Origin of the sequence: Micromonospora sp. CA-259024, assembly GCF_050936255.1 — a bacterium.
Taxonomy (GTDB): Bacteria; Actinomycetota; Actinomycetes; order Mycobacteriales; family Micromonosporaceae; genus Micromonospora.
Map to the genome: position 1 here is coordinate 1,077,301 of NZ_JBNJND010000002.1, position 17,423 is coordinate 1,094,723.

At 71.8% G+C, this 17,423-nt stretch carries 16 protein-coding genes; 4 read left to right on the forward strand and 12 right to left on the reverse strand.

Translation table 11 applies throughout. The features are described 5' to 3' along the window. The first annotated feature begins 44 nt into the window (after positions 1-44). On the forward strand, positions 45-461 hold the full coding sequence (locus tag ACQEUX_RS24395; RefSeq protein ID WP_433052638.1) for a helix-turn-helix domain-containing protein: 417 nt from the start codon (positions 45-47) through the stop codon (positions 459-461). A 10-nt stretch (positions 462-471) separates the two neighbouring features. On the opposite strand, the gene ACQEUX_RS24400 is transcribed toward ACQEUX_RS24395, so the two are convergent. The 4 genes from ACQEUX_RS24400 to ACQEUX_RS24415 all read right to left on the reverse strand — a co-directional run bounded on the left by ACQEUX_RS24400 (position 472) and on the right by ACQEUX_RS24415 (position 5,480). Further along, a complete protein-coding gene (locus ACQEUX_RS24400; protein ID WP_433052641.1) occupies positions 472-1,398 on the reverse strand; it encodes a hypothetical protein in 927 nt (308 codons plus the stop codon). Then, positions 1,391-1,525, reverse strand: a complete 135-nt coding sequence (locus ACQEUX_RS24405) for a hypothetical protein (protein WP_433052644.1) — start codon at positions 1,523-1,525, stop codon at positions 1,391-1,393. The genes ACQEUX_RS24400 and ACQEUX_RS24405 overlap by 8 nt, the downstream gene beginning before the upstream one ends. Positions 1,526-1,629: 104 nt before the next feature. Beyond that, positions 1,630-3,762, reverse strand: a complete 2,133-nt coding sequence (locus ACQEUX_RS24410) for a DEAD/DEAH box helicase (RefSeq protein ID WP_433052647.1) — start codon at positions 3,760-3,762, stop codon at positions 1,630-1,632. Between the two features lie 56 nt (positions 3,763-3,818). Beyond that, entirely contained in the window at positions 3,819-5,480 is a 1,662-nt protein-coding gene (locus ACQEUX_RS24415) for a BTAD domain-containing putative transcriptional regulator (protein WP_433052650.1), read from the reverse strand. Between the two features lie 143 nt (positions 5,481-5,623). Between ACQEUX_RS24415 and ACQEUX_RS24420 the strand changes: the two genes are divergently transcribed. Further along, positions 5,624-6,445, forward strand: a complete 822-nt coding sequence (locus ACQEUX_RS24420) for a hypothetical protein (protein ID WP_433052653.1) — start codon at positions 5,624-5,626, stop codon at positions 6,443-6,445. A 72-nt stretch (positions 6,446-6,517) separates the two neighbouring features. Here ACQEUX_RS24420 and ACQEUX_RS24425 read toward each other — a convergent pair whose 3' ends face one another. The 7 genes from ACQEUX_RS24425 to ACQEUX_RS24455 all read right to left on the reverse strand — a co-directional run bounded on the left by ACQEUX_RS24425 (position 6,518) and on the right by ACQEUX_RS24455 (position 13,557). After that, complete coding sequence (locus ACQEUX_RS24425; RefSeq protein WP_433052656.1) at positions 6,518-7,258, reverse strand: SDR family NAD(P)-dependent oxidoreductase; 741 nt, start codon at positions 7,256-7,258, stop codon at positions 6,518-6,520. 115 nt (positions 7,259-7,373) lie between these two features. After that, complete coding sequence (locus ACQEUX_RS24430; RefSeq protein WP_433052660.1) at positions 7,374-8,483, reverse strand: branched-chain amino acid ABC transporter permease; 1,110 nt, start codon at positions 8,481-8,483, stop codon at positions 7,374-7,376. Further along, a complete protein-coding gene (locus ACQEUX_RS24435; RefSeq protein ID WP_433052663.1) occupies positions 8,480-9,370 on the reverse strand; it encodes a branched-chain amino acid ABC transporter permease in 891 nt (296 codons plus the stop codon). The genes ACQEUX_RS24430 and ACQEUX_RS24435 overlap by 4 nt, the downstream gene beginning before the upstream one ends. Beyond that, the gene (locus ACQEUX_RS24440) at positions 9,367-10,095 is read right to left on the reverse strand and encodes an ABC transporter ATP-binding protein (RefSeq protein WP_433052666.1); all 729 of its coding nucleotides are present in this window, start codon (positions 10,093-10,095) and stop codon (positions 9,367-9,369) included. The genes ACQEUX_RS24435 and ACQEUX_RS24440 overlap by 4 nt, the downstream gene beginning before the upstream one ends. Further along, entirely contained in the window at positions 10,095-10,838 is a 744-nt protein-coding gene (locus ACQEUX_RS24445; RefSeq protein WP_151492453.1) for an ABC transporter ATP-binding protein, read from the reverse strand. The genes ACQEUX_RS24440 and ACQEUX_RS24445 overlap by 1 nt, the downstream gene beginning before the upstream one ends. Before the next feature lie 3 nt (positions 10,839-10,841). Next, positions 10,842-12,041 (reverse strand): substrate-binding domain-containing protein, encoded by a 1,200-nt coding sequence (locus ACQEUX_RS24450; protein ID WP_433052670.1) that lies wholly within the window; start codon positions 12,039-12,041, stop codon positions 10,842-10,844. 394 nt (positions 12,042-12,435) lie between these two features. After that, positions 12,436-13,557 carry a glycerophosphodiester phosphodiesterase gene (locus ACQEUX_RS24455; RefSeq protein ID WP_433052673.1) on the reverse strand — a complete coding sequence of 374 codons (1,122 nt, stop codon included), beginning with the start codon at positions 13,555-13,557 and terminating at the stop codon, positions 12,436-12,438. Positions 13,558-13,698: 141 nt separating this feature from the next. Between ACQEUX_RS24455 and ACQEUX_RS24460 the strand changes: the two genes are divergently transcribed. Both ACQEUX_RS24460 and ACQEUX_RS24465 read left to right on the forward strand, forming a co-directional pair. Then, the gene (locus tag ACQEUX_RS24460) at positions 13,699-15,033 is read left to right on the forward strand and encodes a TrkH family potassium uptake protein (RefSeq protein WP_433052676.1); all 1,335 of its coding nucleotides are present in this window, start codon (positions 13,699-13,701) and stop codon (positions 15,031-15,033) included. A gap of 16 nt (positions 15,034-15,049) precedes the next feature. Continuing rightward, entirely contained in the window at positions 15,050-15,718 is a 669-nt protein-coding gene (locus ACQEUX_RS24465; RefSeq protein WP_433052679.1) for a potassium channel family protein, read from the forward strand. A gap of 56 nt (positions 15,719-15,774) precedes the next feature. Here ACQEUX_RS24465 and ACQEUX_RS24470 read toward each other — a convergent pair whose 3' ends face one another. After that, complete coding sequence (locus ACQEUX_RS24470) at positions 15,775-17,388, reverse strand: protein kinase domain-containing protein (RefSeq protein WP_433052682.1); 1,614 nt, start codon at positions 17,386-17,388, stop codon at positions 15,775-15,777. Positions 17,389-17,423 lie beyond the last annotated feature (35 nt).

The following is a 17,423-nucleotide window of genomic DNA, read 5'->3' on the forward strand; positions in this document are numbered from 1 at the left end:
CGCATCGTCCCAGTGCTCCGGCCGGGAGGGGGAAGCCCGCAGGCATGGGCTCCGCAGAGGTTTCGCCACAAATGGCATTCGCCCGCTTCGTCCGGCGCGCGATTGACGACGCTCGTGACGAACGCGGGTGGACCGTGACCGACCTTGCCTCACACACGGGCGTGGGCCGCTCCACGGTGTTCCGTTGGTTGGCCGGGGATTGGCAGGATTATCCCGAGTTGGCCAAAGTTCGAGGTTTCTGCGCGGCACTGGATCTGCCGGTCGCGGCCGCGTTCCGGGCGCTCGGGCTACCCGACGCCGGCCCGGCTCCCCGCCGCCGCAACGACGAGGGCCCCGTCGAGGCGGACGTCCGGGCCATCCTGGATCGGCTGGCCGACCCCACGGTCCCGGCCGAGGAGAAGCACCACATCCGCGACCTGCTCCGCTACCTGGCCCGCCGACCCATCCGCCGCGCCGGCTGAGCCTGCCGGCTCACGGGACGGTGAGGGTGAATTCGGCGGTGTGCACATCGGCCCCTACCTGGAAGTCGAGGTAGAGGCGGTAGCGGCCCGGGCCGGGGGTGGTCAGCCAGAACTTGACCTGGCCGTCCACCAGCTCCGGCTCCGGGTGCACATGCAGGTAACCGAGGTCGCCCTCGCGCAACGCCACCAGGTGCCCGTACGCCCCGAGGTAACGCTCCAGCGGGGCGGCACCACCAGCGTCGGCGACCCGGAACGCCAGCGGCACGGTCGCTCCGGCCTGCGGGGTGCCCTGATAGCCGACGGTGAACCGGTCCACGGTCGTCGAGGTGGCCGGCCCCGGCAGCGGACGAGGCTGGTAGCCGCCGGGCGCGACCAGGTCCGTACCGAGGGTCACCGCGGTCTGCGCGCCGTTGCCGGCGACCACGGTGAAGTCGGCGTACGCGCGCCAGACCCCGGGCTGTGCGAGGGTCAACGGCACCGACCAGGTGCCGTCCGCCGCCATGGTCGGATGCAGGTGCTGGTAGCCGGTCAGGTCCCGGCGGACGACGATGAGGTGCATCGGCTTGTCGTGCACCACGGCGAAGCGGGTGACGGGGCGGCGCTGCACGTCGCGCACCTGGAAGCGGAGCTGACCGGGCCGGCCGGCCGCGAACTCCGTGGTCAGGGGTGCCAGGGTGAACCCGGCTGAGCTGACCGACAGACCGCCCGGCTCGGTGGTCCCACCCTGATCGGTGCCCGTGGCGGTGCCGTGGTTGTGCGGCCCGACGCCGGGCGGGTCGGTGTGATCGGCTGCCAAGGACGGGCTGCCGGTGGTGGTGCCGGTGGCGTTCAGCCGGCCGAGGCCGAAGCCGAGCAGCACCGCCAGCACCAGTCCGCCGACCACCAGCGCCAGCCGGAGCGTGCTCCGATCCGGCGCGGCGGAGACCTGGTCAGGCACCGCCAGCGCCCAGCGCGTGGCCAGCCTCGTCGACGGCGGCCCGCACCGACTCGTCGGGCAGCGGCACGTCGCTGGTCACCGGCGCGGTGCCGGCGTACGCGCGGTTGACGGGCTGCTGGTCGGTCATGCCGCCCACGGTACCGCCGCGTCGGGCCGCTCCCGACCGGTGCCCGGACGGCGTGGCGACTGTCGCATTCGGCGATGCCCGGGAACTTTCTCGCGCCAACACGCTCAGCCGGCCACGGCGAGGGCCAGCGGGAGCACGTCGGGTGCGCCGGCCCGGCGCAGCGCCCGGGCCACCAGTGCCATCGTCCAGCCCGAGTCGACCAGGTCGTCGACGAGCAGCACCGGGCCGTCCAGCCCGACCAGCGCGTCGGCCAGGTCGGCCGGCACCGTGAAGGTGTCGTGCAACGCGCGTACCCGCTGGGCGCTGTTGCCGCGCGGCCCGGCTGGGCCGCCCGGGCCGGCCGGGACGACCTCGCCGAGCAGCGGCAGCCGGCCCACGGCGGCGATCCGCTCGGCGAGCGACCCGACCAGTCGGGGCCGTCGCCGGGAACCGAGCGCGACCACCGCCACCGGCCGGCGGGGCCACGGGTCGTCGCCGTGCGCCCAGGCCTTCAGCACCTCCACGACCGCGCCGGCGACGTCGTCGGGCACCGGCGCGTCGGGCGCCTCCGGGCCGACCAGGTCACGCAGCCGACCACCCCAGCCCAGGTCGGAGAGGCGCCCGACGGCACGCCCCGGCAGCGCCTGCTCGGCGGGGGCGATCCGGCCCTTGAGGGGTACGCCCACCGCGTCCATCCCGGTCGGCCAGAGCTTCTTCGGCGGGACCTCCACCCCGGGCCGACCCAGGAAGGTCTGCGCGGCGGCGAGCGCGGCCGTCGACACGTCCGCGCCGAAGAGTGGGTCCGCGCACCGGTCGCACCGGCCGCAGTCGGCCGCCCCGGTGTCGTCCAGGCATTCCCGTAGATACCGCATCCGGCAGTCGGACGTGGTCGCGTACTCCCGCATGGCCTGTTGCTCGACGGTGCGTGCCTCGGCGACGCGGCGCAACCGGGTCTCGTCGTAGACCCAGGGCTCGCCGGTGGCGAGCCAGCCGCCGCGCACCCGGCGGACCGCGCCGTCCACGTCGAGCACCTTGAGCATCAGTTCCAACCGGGCCCGGCGCAGGTCGACCAGTGGTTCGAGGGCCTGGGTGGAGAGCGGGCGGTCGGTGTGCAGGGCGGCCAGCACGGCCCGGACCTGCTGTTCCGGTGGGAACGCCAGCGAGGCGAAGTAGCGCCAGATGGCGGCGTCCTCGACACCGGGCAGCAGCAGCACCTCGGCGTGCTCGACGGCCCGGCCGGCGCGACCGACCTGCTGGTAGTACGCGATCGGCGAGGGCGGCGCGCCGAGGTGGACGACGAAGCCCAGGTCGGGTTTGTCGAAGCCCATGCCGAGCGCGCTGGTGGCGACCAACGCCTTGATCTTGTTGTCGAGCAGGTCCTGCTCGGCGGCCCGCCGGTCGGCGTCGTCGGCCTGCCCGGTGTACGAGGACACCGGGTAGCCCCGGGAGCGCAGGAACTCGGCCGTCTCCCCCGCTGCCGCCACGGTCAGCGTGTAGACGATGCCCGAGCCGGGCAGCTGATCCAGGTGGTCGGCGAGCCAGGCCAGCCGGTGCGCCGGGCTGGGCAGGTCGAGCACGCCGAGACGCAGCGACTCACGGTCCAGGGTGCCGCGCAGGACGAGGGCGTCGCCCAGCTGCTCCGCCACGTCCTGGGTGACCCGGGCGTTGGCCGTGGCGGTGGTGGCCAGCACGGGGGTGCGCTCGGGCAGGTTGTCGAGGAACGTCCGCAGCCGGCGGTAGTCCGGCCGGAAGTCGTGCCCCCAGTCGGAGACGCAGTGCGCCTCGTCGACCACCAGCAGCCCGGCGGTCGCGGCCAGCTTCGGCAGCACACCGTCGCGGAAATCCGGATTGTTGAGCCGCTCCGGGCTGATCAACAGCACGTCCACCGCACCGGTCTGGATCTCGGCGGTGATCTCGTCCCACTCGTCGAGGTTCGCCGAGTTGATCGTGCGGGCCCGGATGCCGGCCCGGGCGGCCGCCTCGACCTGGTTACGCATCAACGCCAGCAACGGCGACACGATGACCGTCGGGCCGGCCTGGTCGGGCCGGGTGGCGTCCCGCAGCAGGGCGGTGGCGACGAAGTACACCGCCGACTTGCCCCAACCGGTCCGCTGCACGCAGAGCACCCGCCGCCGGTCGACGACCAGTGCCTCGATGGCCCGCCACTGATCCTCGCGCAGCCGGGCATGGTCACCGGCCAGCCGGCGCAGCACCGCCTCGGCCCGCTCCCGTACTGCCGCCCGCTCTGCTGTCTCCACCCGGCATTTCTACCAGCGTCGTGCGTCAAGACCTCGGTTCACGCCGGAGGTCCCGGTCACGGTTCCGCCGTTTGGGCCTGGTCGGGGAGGGTGCTCAAGGGCAGGAAGATCAGCAGGTCGCGGAGGGGCTCGGTGGCGTTCGGAGGCAGCAGGCAGCGCGCGGCGAGCTCTTCCATCGAGGCGTACGGGCCGCGCAGCCACCGGTCCACCACGATCTGCCGACCCTGCTCGGGCGTCAGGCCGGGCAGGCCCGTGAGCACCTGCTCCGGCACGGCGTTGACGTCGATCAGGCCGCCGTCGTCGAAGGTGCGCGAGAGGTCGGGCCGTCCGAGTCGCAACTCAGCTCGCGCCGCCGGGTAGTGGTAGAGCAGGTAGCGGGCGTGCTCCCGACGGATGCGCCGCTCCTCGTCGGCGCGGCCCCTGGCGCTGGAGGGGCGCCCGGTGATTGCCGCCCAGAGCCCGCGGCTCAGCAACACCACATGCACCGCCCCGACGAGCCACGGGATGATGGCCAGGCCGACGAAGGCCAGCGCCTGGTTGTCGGAAATCTCGTCCGCGCTCTCGACGTCAAGAATGTTCACCTCGACGGTGATGAGGGCCAGATACCCGACGCCAGCGACGGCGAGGCGCCAGCTACGCCGCCACACCGCGTAGGCCAGGATCACCAGCCAGGTCAGGCAACCGAACGAGAGCAGGACGAGCACCGTGCCGACGATCGTGGCGGTCCTGCTCGCCCAGTGCGGTGTCTGCCGCCTCTCGCGCTTCGCGGTGGCTGACGGTGGCGGTGCGTGGACCGGGGCCGAAAGGAGCGACGGCGGAATGGGCGACGGGGGTCCGACGTCGCTCGGGCGCTGGCTCGGCACGATCGGCGTACCCGGCTCAACGGGCTGGGTGACCGCCACCGGCCGGGGCGGCTCCGGATCGTTCGAGGGCTGCGTCACCGCCACGGCCAGCGCCGGGTCGGAGCGGAGGATGCGCCGGTGCAGTTCCTGGAGCGGCTCGCCCGGCTCGATGCCGTACTCCTCCCGGAGCAGGTCGCCGAACTCCCGGTAGGCGGCGAGCGCCTCCGCCTGCCGCCCACTGCGGTAGAGCGCCAGCATGAGCTGGTGCCGCAGCCGCTCCCGGACCGGGAACTCGGCCACCAGCTCCACCAGTTCCCCGACCAGCTCGCGGTGCCGCCCGAGGTCCAGTGTCAGCTCGGCCCGGGTCTCCAACGCCACGGCCCGCAGCTCCACCAGCCGTTGCCGGGCCGCCTCGAAGACCGGCCCGGTGAACCCGGTGAACGGTTCCCCCTGCCAGAGGGCCAGGGCAGTGGCCAGCTCGGTCATCGCCTCCGCGGCACGGCCCTCGGCGCGTCGCTGCCGGGCGCGGTGAATTCTCCGCTCGAAGCGGACCGCGTCAAGCGCGTCCGGGTCGACCCGGAGCAGGTAACCGGCGTCGGTCAGGCTCAACACCTGACCCGGTGTACGCGGCGACCGGTCCGGCTCCAGCACCCGGCGCAGCCCGGCGACGTACTTCTGCACCACGTTGGGGCCGTTCGCGGGCGGATCGTCCGGCCAGACCGCCTCGACGATCTGCCCGGTGGCCACCGGACGGCCCGCACTGAGCAGCAGCACGGCCAGCACCGCCCGCTGCTTGCCGGGACCGAGGTCGATTTCACGGTCGGCGTACCAGGCCCGCTGAGGCCCGAGGATCTCGAAACGCAGCGTTCCTGACATGCGAATTTCCGCTCCTGACACCCCCGACGATCGCCGGACGGCAGTGCCCGGCAGCCGGACGGCAGCATATCGGCAGCCGTACCGCCGTGCCCGCCGACAACATGGTCATCGGCACAAGCCACGCAGCGAGAAAGAGAAATGTGATGACACAGGCAACGGGCAGCGCGCGCACCATCCGACGGACGGTGGGCGCGGTCGCCGCCATGCTGGCCACGACCACCCTGCTCGGTGGGTGCGGGCCCAAGAGCGAACCGGCCTCGGCACCGCAGAGCGGCCCGAGCGCCAGCCCGACCGTCGACCCGAAGCAGGCGCTCCTCGACGCCGTCCCGGACGGCACCGAGGGGACGTTCCAGTTCAGTGGCAAGGACTCCTCCAACACGCACAGCGGACGGGTCGACCCCGCTTCGAAGGCTGTCGAGATCAACACCACTGGCGCGCCGGGCTCCGACGGCATCACCACGAAAATGTCGTTCCTGCTCATCGGCGAGGAGGTCTGGCTGAAGGCGAAGTTCAGCGGCCAGCCGGGCCTGCCGAAGTTCCCGGACAAGTGGATGAAGCTGGACCGCACGAAGCTGGCCGACAGCGACACCATCCCGGCCTACGACGGTGCGGACCAGGGCAACGCCGGCCCGCTCATCGAGGCGGCCACCTCCGTCAAGGAGCAGAGCCCCGGGCAGTACGTCGGGGTCGTCGACCTGAGCACTGGTAATGCGGCCCAGGTGCTGGAGGAGGGCGAGGCGGCAGCGCTCGGCGAAGCTGCCAGGACAGTGCCGTTCACCGCAGTCGTCGACGCGGACAAGCACCTGACCTCGCTGACGCTGAAGATCCCGGCCGCCGGCAAGGCGAAGGCGTACGACTACGTCGTCACCTACGCCGACTACGGCACCACGCCGAAGATCAGCGTGCCGACCGGTTCCGCCGCGACGAACGCGCCGAAGATGGCCTACGAGATGCTGAACGGCTGACCCACGACGCAGGAGGGCGGCGGCCACACGGGGGGCCGCCGCCCTTTCGTCGTTCATGGGCGCGCCCGTGCATCAGCGGCCGAGGACCGAGCCCCCGTTGACGCCGAGGACCTGGCCGGTGACGTAACCGGCGGCCGGGCTGGCGAGAAAGCGGACGGCCTCGGCGATGTCGTCCGGCAGCCCGGCCCGCCCCACCAGTGTCGCCGCGACACGCTTCGCGTGCCCCTCTGCGGTCATCCGGTCGCCGAAGAACTCGGTCTCGGCGACATAGCCGGGGCTCACCACGTTGACCGTGATCTGTTCCGGGCCGAGCTGAGCCGCCAGGTCGTAAGCCCAGCCGTGCAGGGCCGCCTTCGCCGCCGAGTACGCCCCGCCGCCGCCGCGCTGCGCGGCGATCGAGCTGACCAGGATCACCCGCCCGCCGGGTCGACGTAGGGCCGGCCGCAGCGCCTCGGTCAGCAGCACGGCGGTGAGCACGTTGGCGTCCAGGTTGGCCCGCCAGTGCGCGGCGGTCCCGGCCAACGTGCCGGTGTCCCCGCCCAGGTAGCCACCCGCGTTGTTGACCACCACGTCGACCGGCCGACCGTCGACCGCCGCGAGCACCCGGTCGAGTTGCCCCGGGTCGGTCAGGTCCGCGACCACAGGGGTGACCGCGCCCGGCCGCCCGCAGTCGGCGGCAATCTGCTCAGCGGCGGCCGTCAACACGTCCGGACGCCGCCCGACGATCAGAACGTCGTACCCGTCCTCAGCGAAGGCCCGGGTAACCGCCGCCCCGATCCCGGTCCCGCCCCCACTGACAACCGCGACCTGCATCTCCCAACCTCCCCATTGCGCAAACCCCGTCGATCATGAAGTTATCGCCATTCGACACGGCGTGTCATGGCGATAACTTCATGATCGACGGGGTCAGAAGGGGTGCGGCGGAGGGTCAGCGGCGGGTGCGGAGGGAACGGGTCAGGTGGGACAGGCGGGGGGCCAGGCTGGTCAGGCCGCCGGGGAAGAAGTAGACGGCCAGGATGAACACCGTGCCGAGGACGAACAGCGGCTGGCTCAGCGGGCGGCTGAGGACGGCCGGCAGGTTGTCGACCGCGTCGCTCGTGCCGAAGGCGGTGAGCCGGTGGTCCAGGTACATGTAGAGGACACCGCCCAGCACCGGCCCCCACCGGGTGCCCGGGCCGCCGAGCACCACCATGACCAGCAGCGACAGGGTCAGCTCGGAGGACGTGATGTGCGGCGACGCGCCGCCGACGATCAGGACGTAGACCACCCCGCCCGCCGACGCCAACCCACCGGCCAGGGTGAACGCGACAAGCTTGTAGCGGTACGGGTCCAACCCGAGCACACCGATCCGCCGCTCGTCGTCGCGCAGCCCGGCGAGCACCCGGCCGGTCGGCGAACCACTCACGCGGTGCACCACGAAGACCACCAGGGTCAGGTACGCCAACGCCAACCAGTACAGGTTGACCGTGTTCGTCACCCCGACCAGCCCGGCGGGCAACCCGGACACGTCCAGCGGCAGACCCTCCTCGCCGCCGGTGAGCCCACCGAAGTCCCGCGCGACCAGGATCGCCCCCACCTGGGCGAAGGCCAGCGTGACCATGGCGAACGCGATGCCGACGGTCCGCAGCGCCACCGCGCCGAGCAACGCGGCGAGGATCGTGCCGCCGGTGATGGTCAGCAGCGCGGCCTGCCACAGCGGCAGGCCGGCCCGGGTGACCAGGATGTCGGTGCCGTAGACGCCGGCGGCGAAGTAGAGCGCGTGCCCGAAGGAGAGCATCCCGGTCCGACCGAAGAGCAGGTCGTACCCGGCGGCCAGCCCACCGAAGATCAGGCAGATGGCGAGCAGTTGCAGGGTGCCGGGCGAGTTGACCGGCCCCTCGAAGATCCCCGGCAGGGAGATCGTCGAGTACGGCAGGATCGCGAGGACGACCAGCGCGACCAGCGGCAGGAACGGGCGGACCCGGTGCCACCTCGACCGCTGCGGGGTCAGCTCGGCGGGTACCTGCGCGGCAGGCGCGTCGACCACGGAGTTCGTCATGCCGTTGCCACCTTTCCGGCGATGCCCTGCGGGCGCAGTAGCAGTACCACGGCCAGCAGCCCGACCACGCAGATGTCGCCCAGCCCGGACGTGCCGTAGTAGTTGACGAACTGCTGCACCAGCCCGACCACGACCGCCGCGTACGCGGAGCCGACCACCGAGCCCATTCCGCCGATCACCACCACGATGAACGCGAAGATCAGCAGCGAGCTGCCCTGCCCGGGCGAGACGGTGCCGAAGTAGACCCCGCCGAGCGCCCCGGCGAGCGCGGCGGCCGCCCCGCCGATCGCGAAGACCAGGGTGAACGCCTTGCGTACGTCGATGCCGAGCGCGGTCACCATCTCCCGGTTCTCCACCCCGGCCCGGATCACCAGGCCGTACCGGGTCCAGCGCAGGAACGCCAGGATCGCCCCGAGCACCAGCACCGCCGCGATGATCAGCAGCAGGCCCCCGTTGGGCACCTGCGCGCCAAGGATCCCGGTCACCTGCCGGGTCCAGTCCGGACGCGGGAACGGTCGGGCGTCCGCACCCCAGGTCGCCTGGAGCAGAGCCACCCCAGCCAGTGACAGACCGACGGTGACCAGCACCTGCTCGATGGTGCGGGAGTAGAGCGGGCGGATCAGCACCAGCTCGACCAGGATCGCCACCAACGTGCCGGCGGCCACCCCGAACGCCACCGCGAGCACGAACCCGAACCCGTCACCACCCGCGCCCGGCAGGTTGCCCGCCGCCCACCAGGTGCCGTACGCGCCCACGCCGAGGAACAGCCCGTGCGCGAAGTTGAGCACGTCGGCCAGGCCGAAGACCAGGGACAACCCGGAGGCGACCAGGAAGTACAGCGCCGCCAGGCCGAGCCCGGTCAACGCCAACAGGATCACGGTACTCATGAGTGCGACACCTCCGCCGAGCCGACCCCGAGGAGCGACTTGGTCAGCGCGGTCTCCAGCAGCAGCTCGCGGGCGTCGCCGGTCCAGGCCACCTTGCCGGCGGCCAGCACCACCGCGTCGCGGGCCAGTCGGCGTACGACCGCCAGGTTCTGCTCGACGAGCAGCACCGGCACCGACTCCGCGACCCGTTCCAGCACCTCGGCCACCTCGGTCACCACCTTCGGCGCCAACCCCTTGGTCGGCTCGTCGACCAGCAGCAGCCGGTTGTCGTTGAGCAGCACCCGACCGATCGCGAGCATCTGCTGCTGCCCGCCGGAGAGCGAGCCGGCCCGTTGCCGTCCGCGCCGGTCCAGCTCCGGGAAGAGCGCGAAGACCTTGTCGTACGCCGGTTCGGTGCCGCGCCGTTCGGCGAGCCGCAGGTTCTCGGCGACGGTGAGGCCGGCGAACACGCAGCGGTCCTCGGGCACGTAGCCGAGCCCGCCGCGGACCAGCCGGTGGGTGGGCCGGGCCAGCAGGCTCTGCGCGCCCATCCGGATGGTGCCGCGAACCTCCCCGGCGGGCGGGGTGAGGCCGACGATCGCGCGCAACGTGGTGGTCTTGCCGACGCCGTTACGGCCGAGCAGCACGGTCACGCCGGTCGGGGCGACCGTGAAGGACACCCCCTGGAGGATGTGCAGCCCGGAGATCCGGACCGACAGCTCCTCCACGCTGAGGATCGGTTCCATCAGAGCGACTCCCCCAGGTAGGCCTCTTGCACCGTGGGGTTGGCCATCACCGTCTCCGGGGTGTCGCAGGCCAGTAGCGCACCGTGGTGCATGACGGCGATCCGGTCGGCCAACTCCAGGATGACGTCCATGTGGTGCTCGACCATCAGCACCGCCCGGCCGCTGTCGCCGGTCAACGACTTGATGACGGCCACCAGTTCGGGGACGTCCTCGGCGCTGACCCCGGCCATCGGCTCGTCCAGCAGCATCACCCGCGGTTCACCGGCGAGCAGCAGGGCGATCTCCAACTTGCGCTTCTCGCCGTGCGCCAGGGTGCCGGCGAGGGCCGTACCCCGGTGGGCGAGGCCGACCCGGTCGAGCGCCGTGTCGGCGGCGGCGGCGACCTCCCGGTCGGCCGCCGCCCGCCGCCACAGTGCCATCGAGCCCCCGCGGTGCGCCTGCACGGCGAGCCGGACGTTCTCCCGCACGCTGAGCGAGCCGAAGACCGAGGACGCCTGGAAGGTACGGCCCAACCCGAGGCGGGCCCGCCGGTGCGGCGGGAGCGCCCCGATGTCCTGCCCGTCCAGGGTGATCCGGCCCTCCGTGGCCCGGCGCAGGCCGGTGATCAGGTTGAACAGTGAGGTCTTGCCGGCGCCGTTCGGCCCGATCACGCCCAGGAACTCCCCGGGCGCGAGGTCGAGATAGACGCTGTCGACGATGGCGACCTCACCGATCCGCCAGGTCAGACCGCGGGTGGCGAGCATGGGTCAGCCCTTCATGGCCACGGCCGGTGGCGCGGTCTCGTCACCGGTGAGGCTCTTCTGCGCGGTCGCCGTGAACGCCGTGCCGCTGCCGGTCAGCTTGGCCTGGAACATCGGCTGCAACAGCGCGTGGTCGGCGGCCCGGATGGTCATCTTGCCCTTGACCCCGTCGAAGCTCCAGCCCTCCAGAGCGGTGACCATCTTGTCGACGTCGTCCCCGCCCTCCTGCACCGCGCGGACCACCATCTGGGCGGCGGCGAAGCCGTCCGGGTGGAACAGGTCGATCGTGTTGACCTTGGCTTTCAGCGCCTTGCTGGCCTCGGTGTCGCTGGCCCCGTCGAAGTAGTGCGACAGGAAGGAGATCTTCGCGCCGGCAGCACCGAAGGTCGGCCAGGAGGCGCGGATGTCCAGACCGGTCACGACCGTGGTGGACGAGAGCACGCCCTGCTGGTCGAGGGTCTGCCACATGGCCGGGGCGGTGGTGCCGGCCCAGGCGACGAAGAGCAGGTCCGGCTTGGCCGCCTTGATCTGGCTGGCGAACGGCGTGAACTCGGTGGCGCTGGCCGGGGCCCGGACGCTGCTCACGGTCGCGCCCGCACCGCCGATGACGGTCTTGACGGCCGCCTCGTTGGCGTCGCCGAACGCGCCGTCCTGGGCGAAGACCACGACCTTCTTGCCGGCCGGGTCACCGATGAACGACTTGGCGGTCACCACGTCCTGGTAGGACTGCCGGCCGGAGCGGAACGTGTACTTGTTCGCGCCGGTCACCGCGTCGGTGGCGGCCGGCCCGGAGAGGAACAGGACCTTGTTCTGCGCGGCGATCGGCGCGACCTGGAGCGCCACGCCGGAGGCGGTGGAGCCGGCAATGATCTTCGTGCCCTTGCCGATCAGGTCCTTCGCCGCGGAGACCGCCTTGGCCGGGTCGCCAGCGTCGTCGACCTCGGTCAGCTCGATCTTGCGGTCACCGACCTTGCCGGTGCCCTGGGTGGCGAAGTCCAGCCCCGCCCTGAACCCCTCGATGTACTGCTTTCCGTAACTGGCCAGGGCTCCCGACTGGGAGTACACCAGGCCGACCTTGACCGGCGCGGCGCTGTCGCCGCCGCCGGTGGCGGTGTCCTGCGGGCTGCCACAGGCCGTGGCGGCCAACGCCGCGGCCATCATCGTGGCGGCGGAGAGGAACACCCGCCGCGTCGTCCGGACCGTCATCGCGACTCCACATGAGGACTCGGAGGGAGAGAACTTCTTCGTGTCGGCTCACGCTAGAAGTGACGTCACCCACGAGCTATGTGGCGGAAACACACAAGTAACAGGAATGAGGTGGCCGGGGGTTACAACCGGCCGCACTACCACCCGAAGGCGCGGTCTCCCGATGGCCCGAACCCCCACGGGTCACTCGGCCCGTGTGTCGTCGCGAGCCATCCGGGGTCGATTCCGGCAGCTCTGCCGCAACCACCGGCAGGTGCACCACGAACCGCTCCCACGACCACCGCCGCTGGCCCGCCGTCCGGGTGACGGACGACGGGCCAGCGTGTGGGCCAGGCATGGTCGGCCCGGCGGTCGGCCGGGAGCGGACCGGCTCCCGACCGAGGCTTGGAGTGGGTCAGTGCCCGGCGAGCCCGGCGCGGGCGGCGACGGCGGTGTCGGGGTGGTCGCTGAAGACCCCGTCGAGGCCCAGGCCGAGGAAGAGTTCGTACTCGGCGGTGATGTCGCCGCGCGCGTTCGGGTCGGTGCCGATGCGGAAGTCCACCGGGAGGAACTGGTTCTCGGCGCGGAACGTCCAGGAGTGCACGAGCAGCCGCTCCCGGTGCGCGTCGCGCACCACGTTGGTCGGGGCGAGCAGGGCACCGGCGGCGTCTCGCGGCACGATCAGGTTCTTGTTCGCCCCGATGCCGTCGGCGTACCCGGCGATCCACCTCAGCCCGGCCGGCGTGGCCAGGTCCTGGTAGCTGCGGGTGTCGCCGGCGACGGTGAAGTCGTACGGGCGGCCGGTGGCGTCGAGCAGTTGGACCAGCTTGACGTCCGTCAGCCGGCTCAACCGGCGCAGGTTGGCCGTCTCGAACGACTGGATGAAGACCGGCGCGTCCTTACGGTCCATCTTGTTCTGCCGCAGCACCCGGAGCAGCGGCTCCTCCAGTGGCATCCCGATCGAGGCGAAGTAGCTCGGGTGCTTGGTCTCCGGGTAGATGCCGATGGTGCGACCCCGTGCCCGCCCCTCGGCGCGGGCCAGGTCGATGACCTCCTGGAGGGTGGGCACCTCGAACCGGCCGTCGAAGGCGGTGTTCCCCACCCGGACCTGCGGCAGCCGCTCCTTGGCCCGCAGCTTCTTCAACTCGGCGAGGGTGAAGTCCTCGGTGAACCAACCGGTGACCGCGACGCCGTCAATGGTCTTCGTCGCCCTACGCGTGGCGAACTCGGGGCGGGCGGACACGTCGGTGGTGCCGGAGATCTCGTTCTCGTGTCGGGCGACCAGCACGCCGTCGGAGGTGGAGACCAGGTCCGGCTCGATGTAGTCGGCGCCCATCCGGATCGCCAGCCGGTACGCCTCCAGCGTGTGCTCCGGCCGGTAGCCGCTGGCGCCACGGTGACCGATCACGATCGGCTGGTCGTTCGCCCGGGAGCGGTCCGCGTCGGCGGCCGGTTCCGCTTCGGCCATGGTCGGTACGGCCACGGCGGCGGCGAGCAGTACGCCGGCCAGGCCGAGGGTCGAAAGGGTACGTCGCAACGCCGTCTCCTGTCGTCGGGGGAAGCGGCCTCAGCAGATCCCCTCGGGTTGACCGGCAGTTGGTCGATGGCTGGCCGGGAGATGAATCTCCGGAATGCCCGTTCCCGCTCCGGACGGCGGGCGGAAAAGGAAGATTGTCTGGTGCGCCGGTTCTTCCGCAACCCCGTGCGGCTGGTGCCGTTCGCGTTCCTGGTGCCGATCCTGCTCGGTACCGGGTTGCTCATGGCGCGCTGGGCGACGGCCGAACACCAGCGCCCACCCCTGGTCACCGCGCTCTTCACCGCCACCTCGGCCGTGTCGGTCACCGGCATGGCGATCACCGACACCCCGAACTACTGGTCCGGCTGGGGACTACTGGTGATCACCCTGCTCACCCAGCTCGGCGGTCTCGGCATTCTCACCGTCGCGGCGCTGGTGATCCTGGTGGTCTCCAGTCAGCTCGGACTACGCAACCGGCTGCTCGTGCAGGCCGAGACGGCGGAGTTCGGCGTCGGCGACGTCGGCCGACTGCTCCGCCGGATCGCGGTCACCGTCTTCGCCTGCGAGGCGGTGATGACCGCGCTGGTCGCCGGTCGACTCTGGCTGGCCTACGACTACTCACCCGGGCAGGCCCTCTGGTCGGGCGTCTTCCACGCCGTGCAGGCGTTCAACAACGGTGGCTTCGCGCTCTACTCCGACGGCCTGCTGGCCTTCAGCCGCGACCCGTGGGTGTCGCTACCCCTGGCCGTCGGCGCGATCATCGGTGGGCTCGGGTTCCCGGCGCTGTTCGAGGCGGTCCGCGAGTGGCGCCAGCCGGCGCACTGGGCGGTGGCGACCAAGTTGACCATCTGGGGCAGCGTGGTGCTGCTGCTGATCGGTTTCGTCGGCCTGCTCACCGCCGAGTGGACCAACGCGAGCACGATCGGCCAGTACGACGTACCGGGAAAGATGCTCGCGTCGTTCACCCAGATCGCATTGAGCCGGACCGGCGGCTTCAGTGTTCTGAACATCGCCGCGTTACAGGAGGAGAGCTACCCCCTGCTGATCGTGCTGATGTTCATCGGTGGCGGCAGCGCCAGCACGGCCGGTGGCATCAAGGTGTCCACGTTCTTCCTGCTGGCGTTCACCATCTGGGCGGAGCTGCGGGGCGAGCCCGACGTGACGGTCGGGCACCGCCGGGTGGCCACCGCCAGCCAGCGGCAGGCGATCACCGTGGCGCTGCTCAGCGTCGCGCTGGTCACGGCCGGGACGATGCTGCTGCTCCTACTCACCGAGGGCGTCCGCGTCGTCGCGGCGCTGTTCGAGGTCACCTCCGCGTTCAGCACCACCGGTCTGACCATCGGTCTGGCCGCTGAGCTGCCGGCCGGCGGCCAACTGGCCCTGACCGTGCTGATGTTCATCGGCCGGGTCGGGCCCCTCACCCTCGGGTCGGCGATCGCCCTGAACACCCGACGCCGGCTCTACCGCTATCCCCAGGAACAACCCATTGTCGGCTAGTAGGAGGAGGGGCGAGGTGTCGGCCAGACGAGCGGACAGCGGCGGCATCGTGGTGATCGGGTTGGGTCGGTTCGGTTGCCACCTGGCCGGGTCGCTGAGCCGGATGAACCGCGAGGTGTTGGCCATCGATCGCAACCCGGCACAGGTGCAGCGCTGGTCGGCGCAGCTCGACCGGGTCGTTCAGGCCGACTCGACCGAGGAGGGGGCGCTGCGACAGCTCGGCATCGCCGGTTTTGGTCGGGCGGTGGTGGCCATCGGGGCCTCCGTGGAGGCGAGCGTGCTCACCGTGCTGGCACTGGTCGAGCTGGGCCTGCCACAGATCTGGGCGCGGGCGACCTCGCAGAAGCACGCCAAGATCCTGTCGTCGGTGGGCGCACACCACGTGATCTTCCCGGAGGCGGAGACCGGGGACCGCCTGGCGCACCTGATCGTCAGCCGGCTGCTCGACTTCATCGAGTTCGACGACGACTTCGCCATCGCCACCGTCCGCGTGCCGGAGTCCCTGGCCGGGCGAACCCTGCTCGACCTGCGACCGGAGGAGCGCTACGGGGTACGGGTGGTCGGCGCCAAACTGCCGGGCGAACGCTTCCGGTACGCCTCGGACGACACGGCGCTCCCCCCGGGTGGGCTGCTCATCGTGGAGGGTGGGATCGACCAGGTGCAGCGGTTCGCGGGACGGCGCTGACCGTCACCTTCGCTGGCGGTTGCGACCCCGGTCAGCTTCCCGGACCACCCGGCCCCTCATCCTTTGCCCGGTTTCGCGGGGCCCTTGGCCGGCTTCGGGGGCTTTGCCTTCGCCGCACCGCCGCCCGGACCGGAGCCGCCACGTCCGGTCGTCGCCTTCGGCGGGGCCTTCGTCGTGGCGGCCTTGCTCGGCGGGGCCGTGGACGGCGCGCTGCCGGCGACCCCGGACACGCGTACCCCGCAGGTCGCCTCGCCGAGCCGGAACTCCACCGGCAGCGGATTCACCCCGTTGTACGTGCCCATGAGGGTGACCTTCTCCGCCGCACCGGGAGCCAGCGTGGTGCGCTGGGCCGCCGGTCGGACCAGCACCGTACTCCCCTGCTGCTGCACCGGCGTCGGTTCGGCCTTCGTCACCGCCTGCTGGCCGGGGAAGGTGAAGCTCATCGTCCAGTCCCGCAGTTCCTCGTCGCCGCTGTTGGTCAGGGTCAGCTCGGCGGCGAAATCCTTGCCGGAGTCGGAACGCAGCGCGTACGTCACCTCGCAGGGCGCCGCCTTCGGCAGGCCCATCCGGGCCTCGGTGGTCGGCCGGTCGCTGCCGCCGGCCGGGCTGCGCGAGGTGAACCCCCACATCGCTCCGGTGACCGCGATCAGGCCGACGGCGGCCACCCCGGCCTCCACCCGCCGACGTCGCTGCCCACGGCGGGTGCGGTTACGGGTACGCGACAGCGGCAACGCGTCCGTCGCCGCCGACCACGGAAGGATGGTGGTACGTGCACTGCCCAGCATGGCCGGGTCCAGGGGCCCGGCGGCCGGCGACACCGGCACCGCCGCCAGCATGCCGGCCGCCTCGGCGAGGGTCCGGGTCAGCTCGGCGCTGCTCGGCCGGTCGTCGGGCCGCTTGGCCAGACAGCGCCCCACCAGGTCGGTCACCTCGTCGGGCAGGCCCGGGACGGTCGGCATCGGCTCCGGGTCGTTGTACATGTGCGCGCGCAACATCTGGGTTGTCGTGCTGGCCCGCCACGGCAGCCGACCGGTGAGCATCCGGTACAGCAACAGCCCGACGGCGTACACGTCGGTGGCCGGGGAGACCTGGCCGTTGTCCAGCCGTTCCGGGGCGAGGTACGCGGGCGTGCCCAGCAGCGCGCCGTCCGGCCCCTTCTCGCTCTCACCGACCAGCGCGGAGATGCCGAAGTCGACCACCTTGACCCCGGTCGGCGTGAGCATGACGTTGCCCGGGGTGACGTCGCGGTGCACCACGCCGCGGGCGTGCGCGGTGGCCAGCGCCGACCCGACCTCCGCGCCGATGGTCACCGCCTCCCGCCACGGCAGCCTGCTCTCCCGGCCCAGCCGGCTGGCCAGCGACGCGCCGTCGACCAGCTCCATCACCACGTACGGCACGGTCAGACCGACCTGCTCGGACTCGCCGTAGTCGTACACGTTGGTGATGTTGGGGTGGCAGAGCCGCGCGGCGGCCTGCGCCTCGATCCGGATCCGGTGGCGGAAGGCCCGGTCGCTGGCCAGCCGCGAGGCCAGCACCTTCACCGCGACCTGGCGGCCGAGCACCTCGTCGTAGCCGCGCCAGACCACCGACATGCCACCCGCGCCGAGCTGCTCGATCAGCCGGTACCGCTCATCGAGCAGTTGCGCGCCGTTCCGGTCCCCACCACCCATGGTGGCCGTTGTTGCCCACGCCGCCCCCGACTACA

What these genes read in the sequence shown, in the direction of transcription:
- ACQEUX_RS24440 (WP_433052666.1), bottom strand. Translation starts at nt 10,095, where the DNA reads ATGGAACCGATCCTCAGCGTGGAGGAGCTGTCGGTCCGGATCTCCGGG.
- ACQEUX_RS24420 (WP_433052653.1), top strand. Translation starts at nt 5,624, where the DNA reads ATGACACAGGCAACGGGCAGCGCGCGCACCATCCGACGGACGGTGGGC.
- ACQEUX_RS24435 (WP_433052663.1), bottom strand. Translation starts at nt 9,370, where the DNA reads ATGAGTACCGTGATCCTGTTGGCGTTGACCGGGCTCGGCCTGGCGGCG.
- ACQEUX_RS24450 (WP_433052670.1), bottom strand. Translation starts at nt 12,041, where the DNA reads ATGACGGTCCGGACGACGCGGCGGGTGTTCCTCTCCGCCGCCACGATG.
- ACQEUX_RS24425 (WP_433052656.1), bottom strand. Translation starts at nt 7,258, where the DNA reads ATGCAGGTCGCGGTTGTCAGTGGGGGCGGGACCGGGATCGGGGCGGCG.
- ACQEUX_RS24405 (WP_433052644.1), bottom strand. Translation starts at nt 1,525, where the DNA reads ATGACCGACCAGCAGCCCGTCAACCGCGCGTACGCCGGCACCGCGCCG.
- ACQEUX_RS24430 (WP_433052660.1), bottom strand. Translation starts at nt 8,483, where the DNA reads ATGACGAACTCCGTGGTCGACGCGCCTGCCGCGCAGGTACCCGCCGAG.
- ACQEUX_RS24415 (WP_433052650.1), bottom strand. Translation starts at nt 5,480, where the DNA reads ATGTCAGGAACGCTGCGTTTCGAGATCCTCGGGCCTCAGCGGGCCTGG.
- ACQEUX_RS24470 (WP_433052682.1), bottom strand. Translation starts at nt 17,388, where the DNA reads ATGGGTGGTGGGGACCGGAACGGCGCGCAACTGCTCGATGAGCGGTAC.
- ACQEUX_RS24395 (WP_433052638.1), top strand. Translation starts at nt 45, where the DNA reads ATGGGCTCCGCAGAGGTTTCGCCACAAATGGCATTCGCCCGCTTCGTC.
- ACQEUX_RS24445 (WP_151492453.1), bottom strand. Translation starts at nt 10,838, where the DNA reads ATGCTCGCCACCCGCGGTCTGACCTGGCGGATCGGTGAGGTCGCCATC.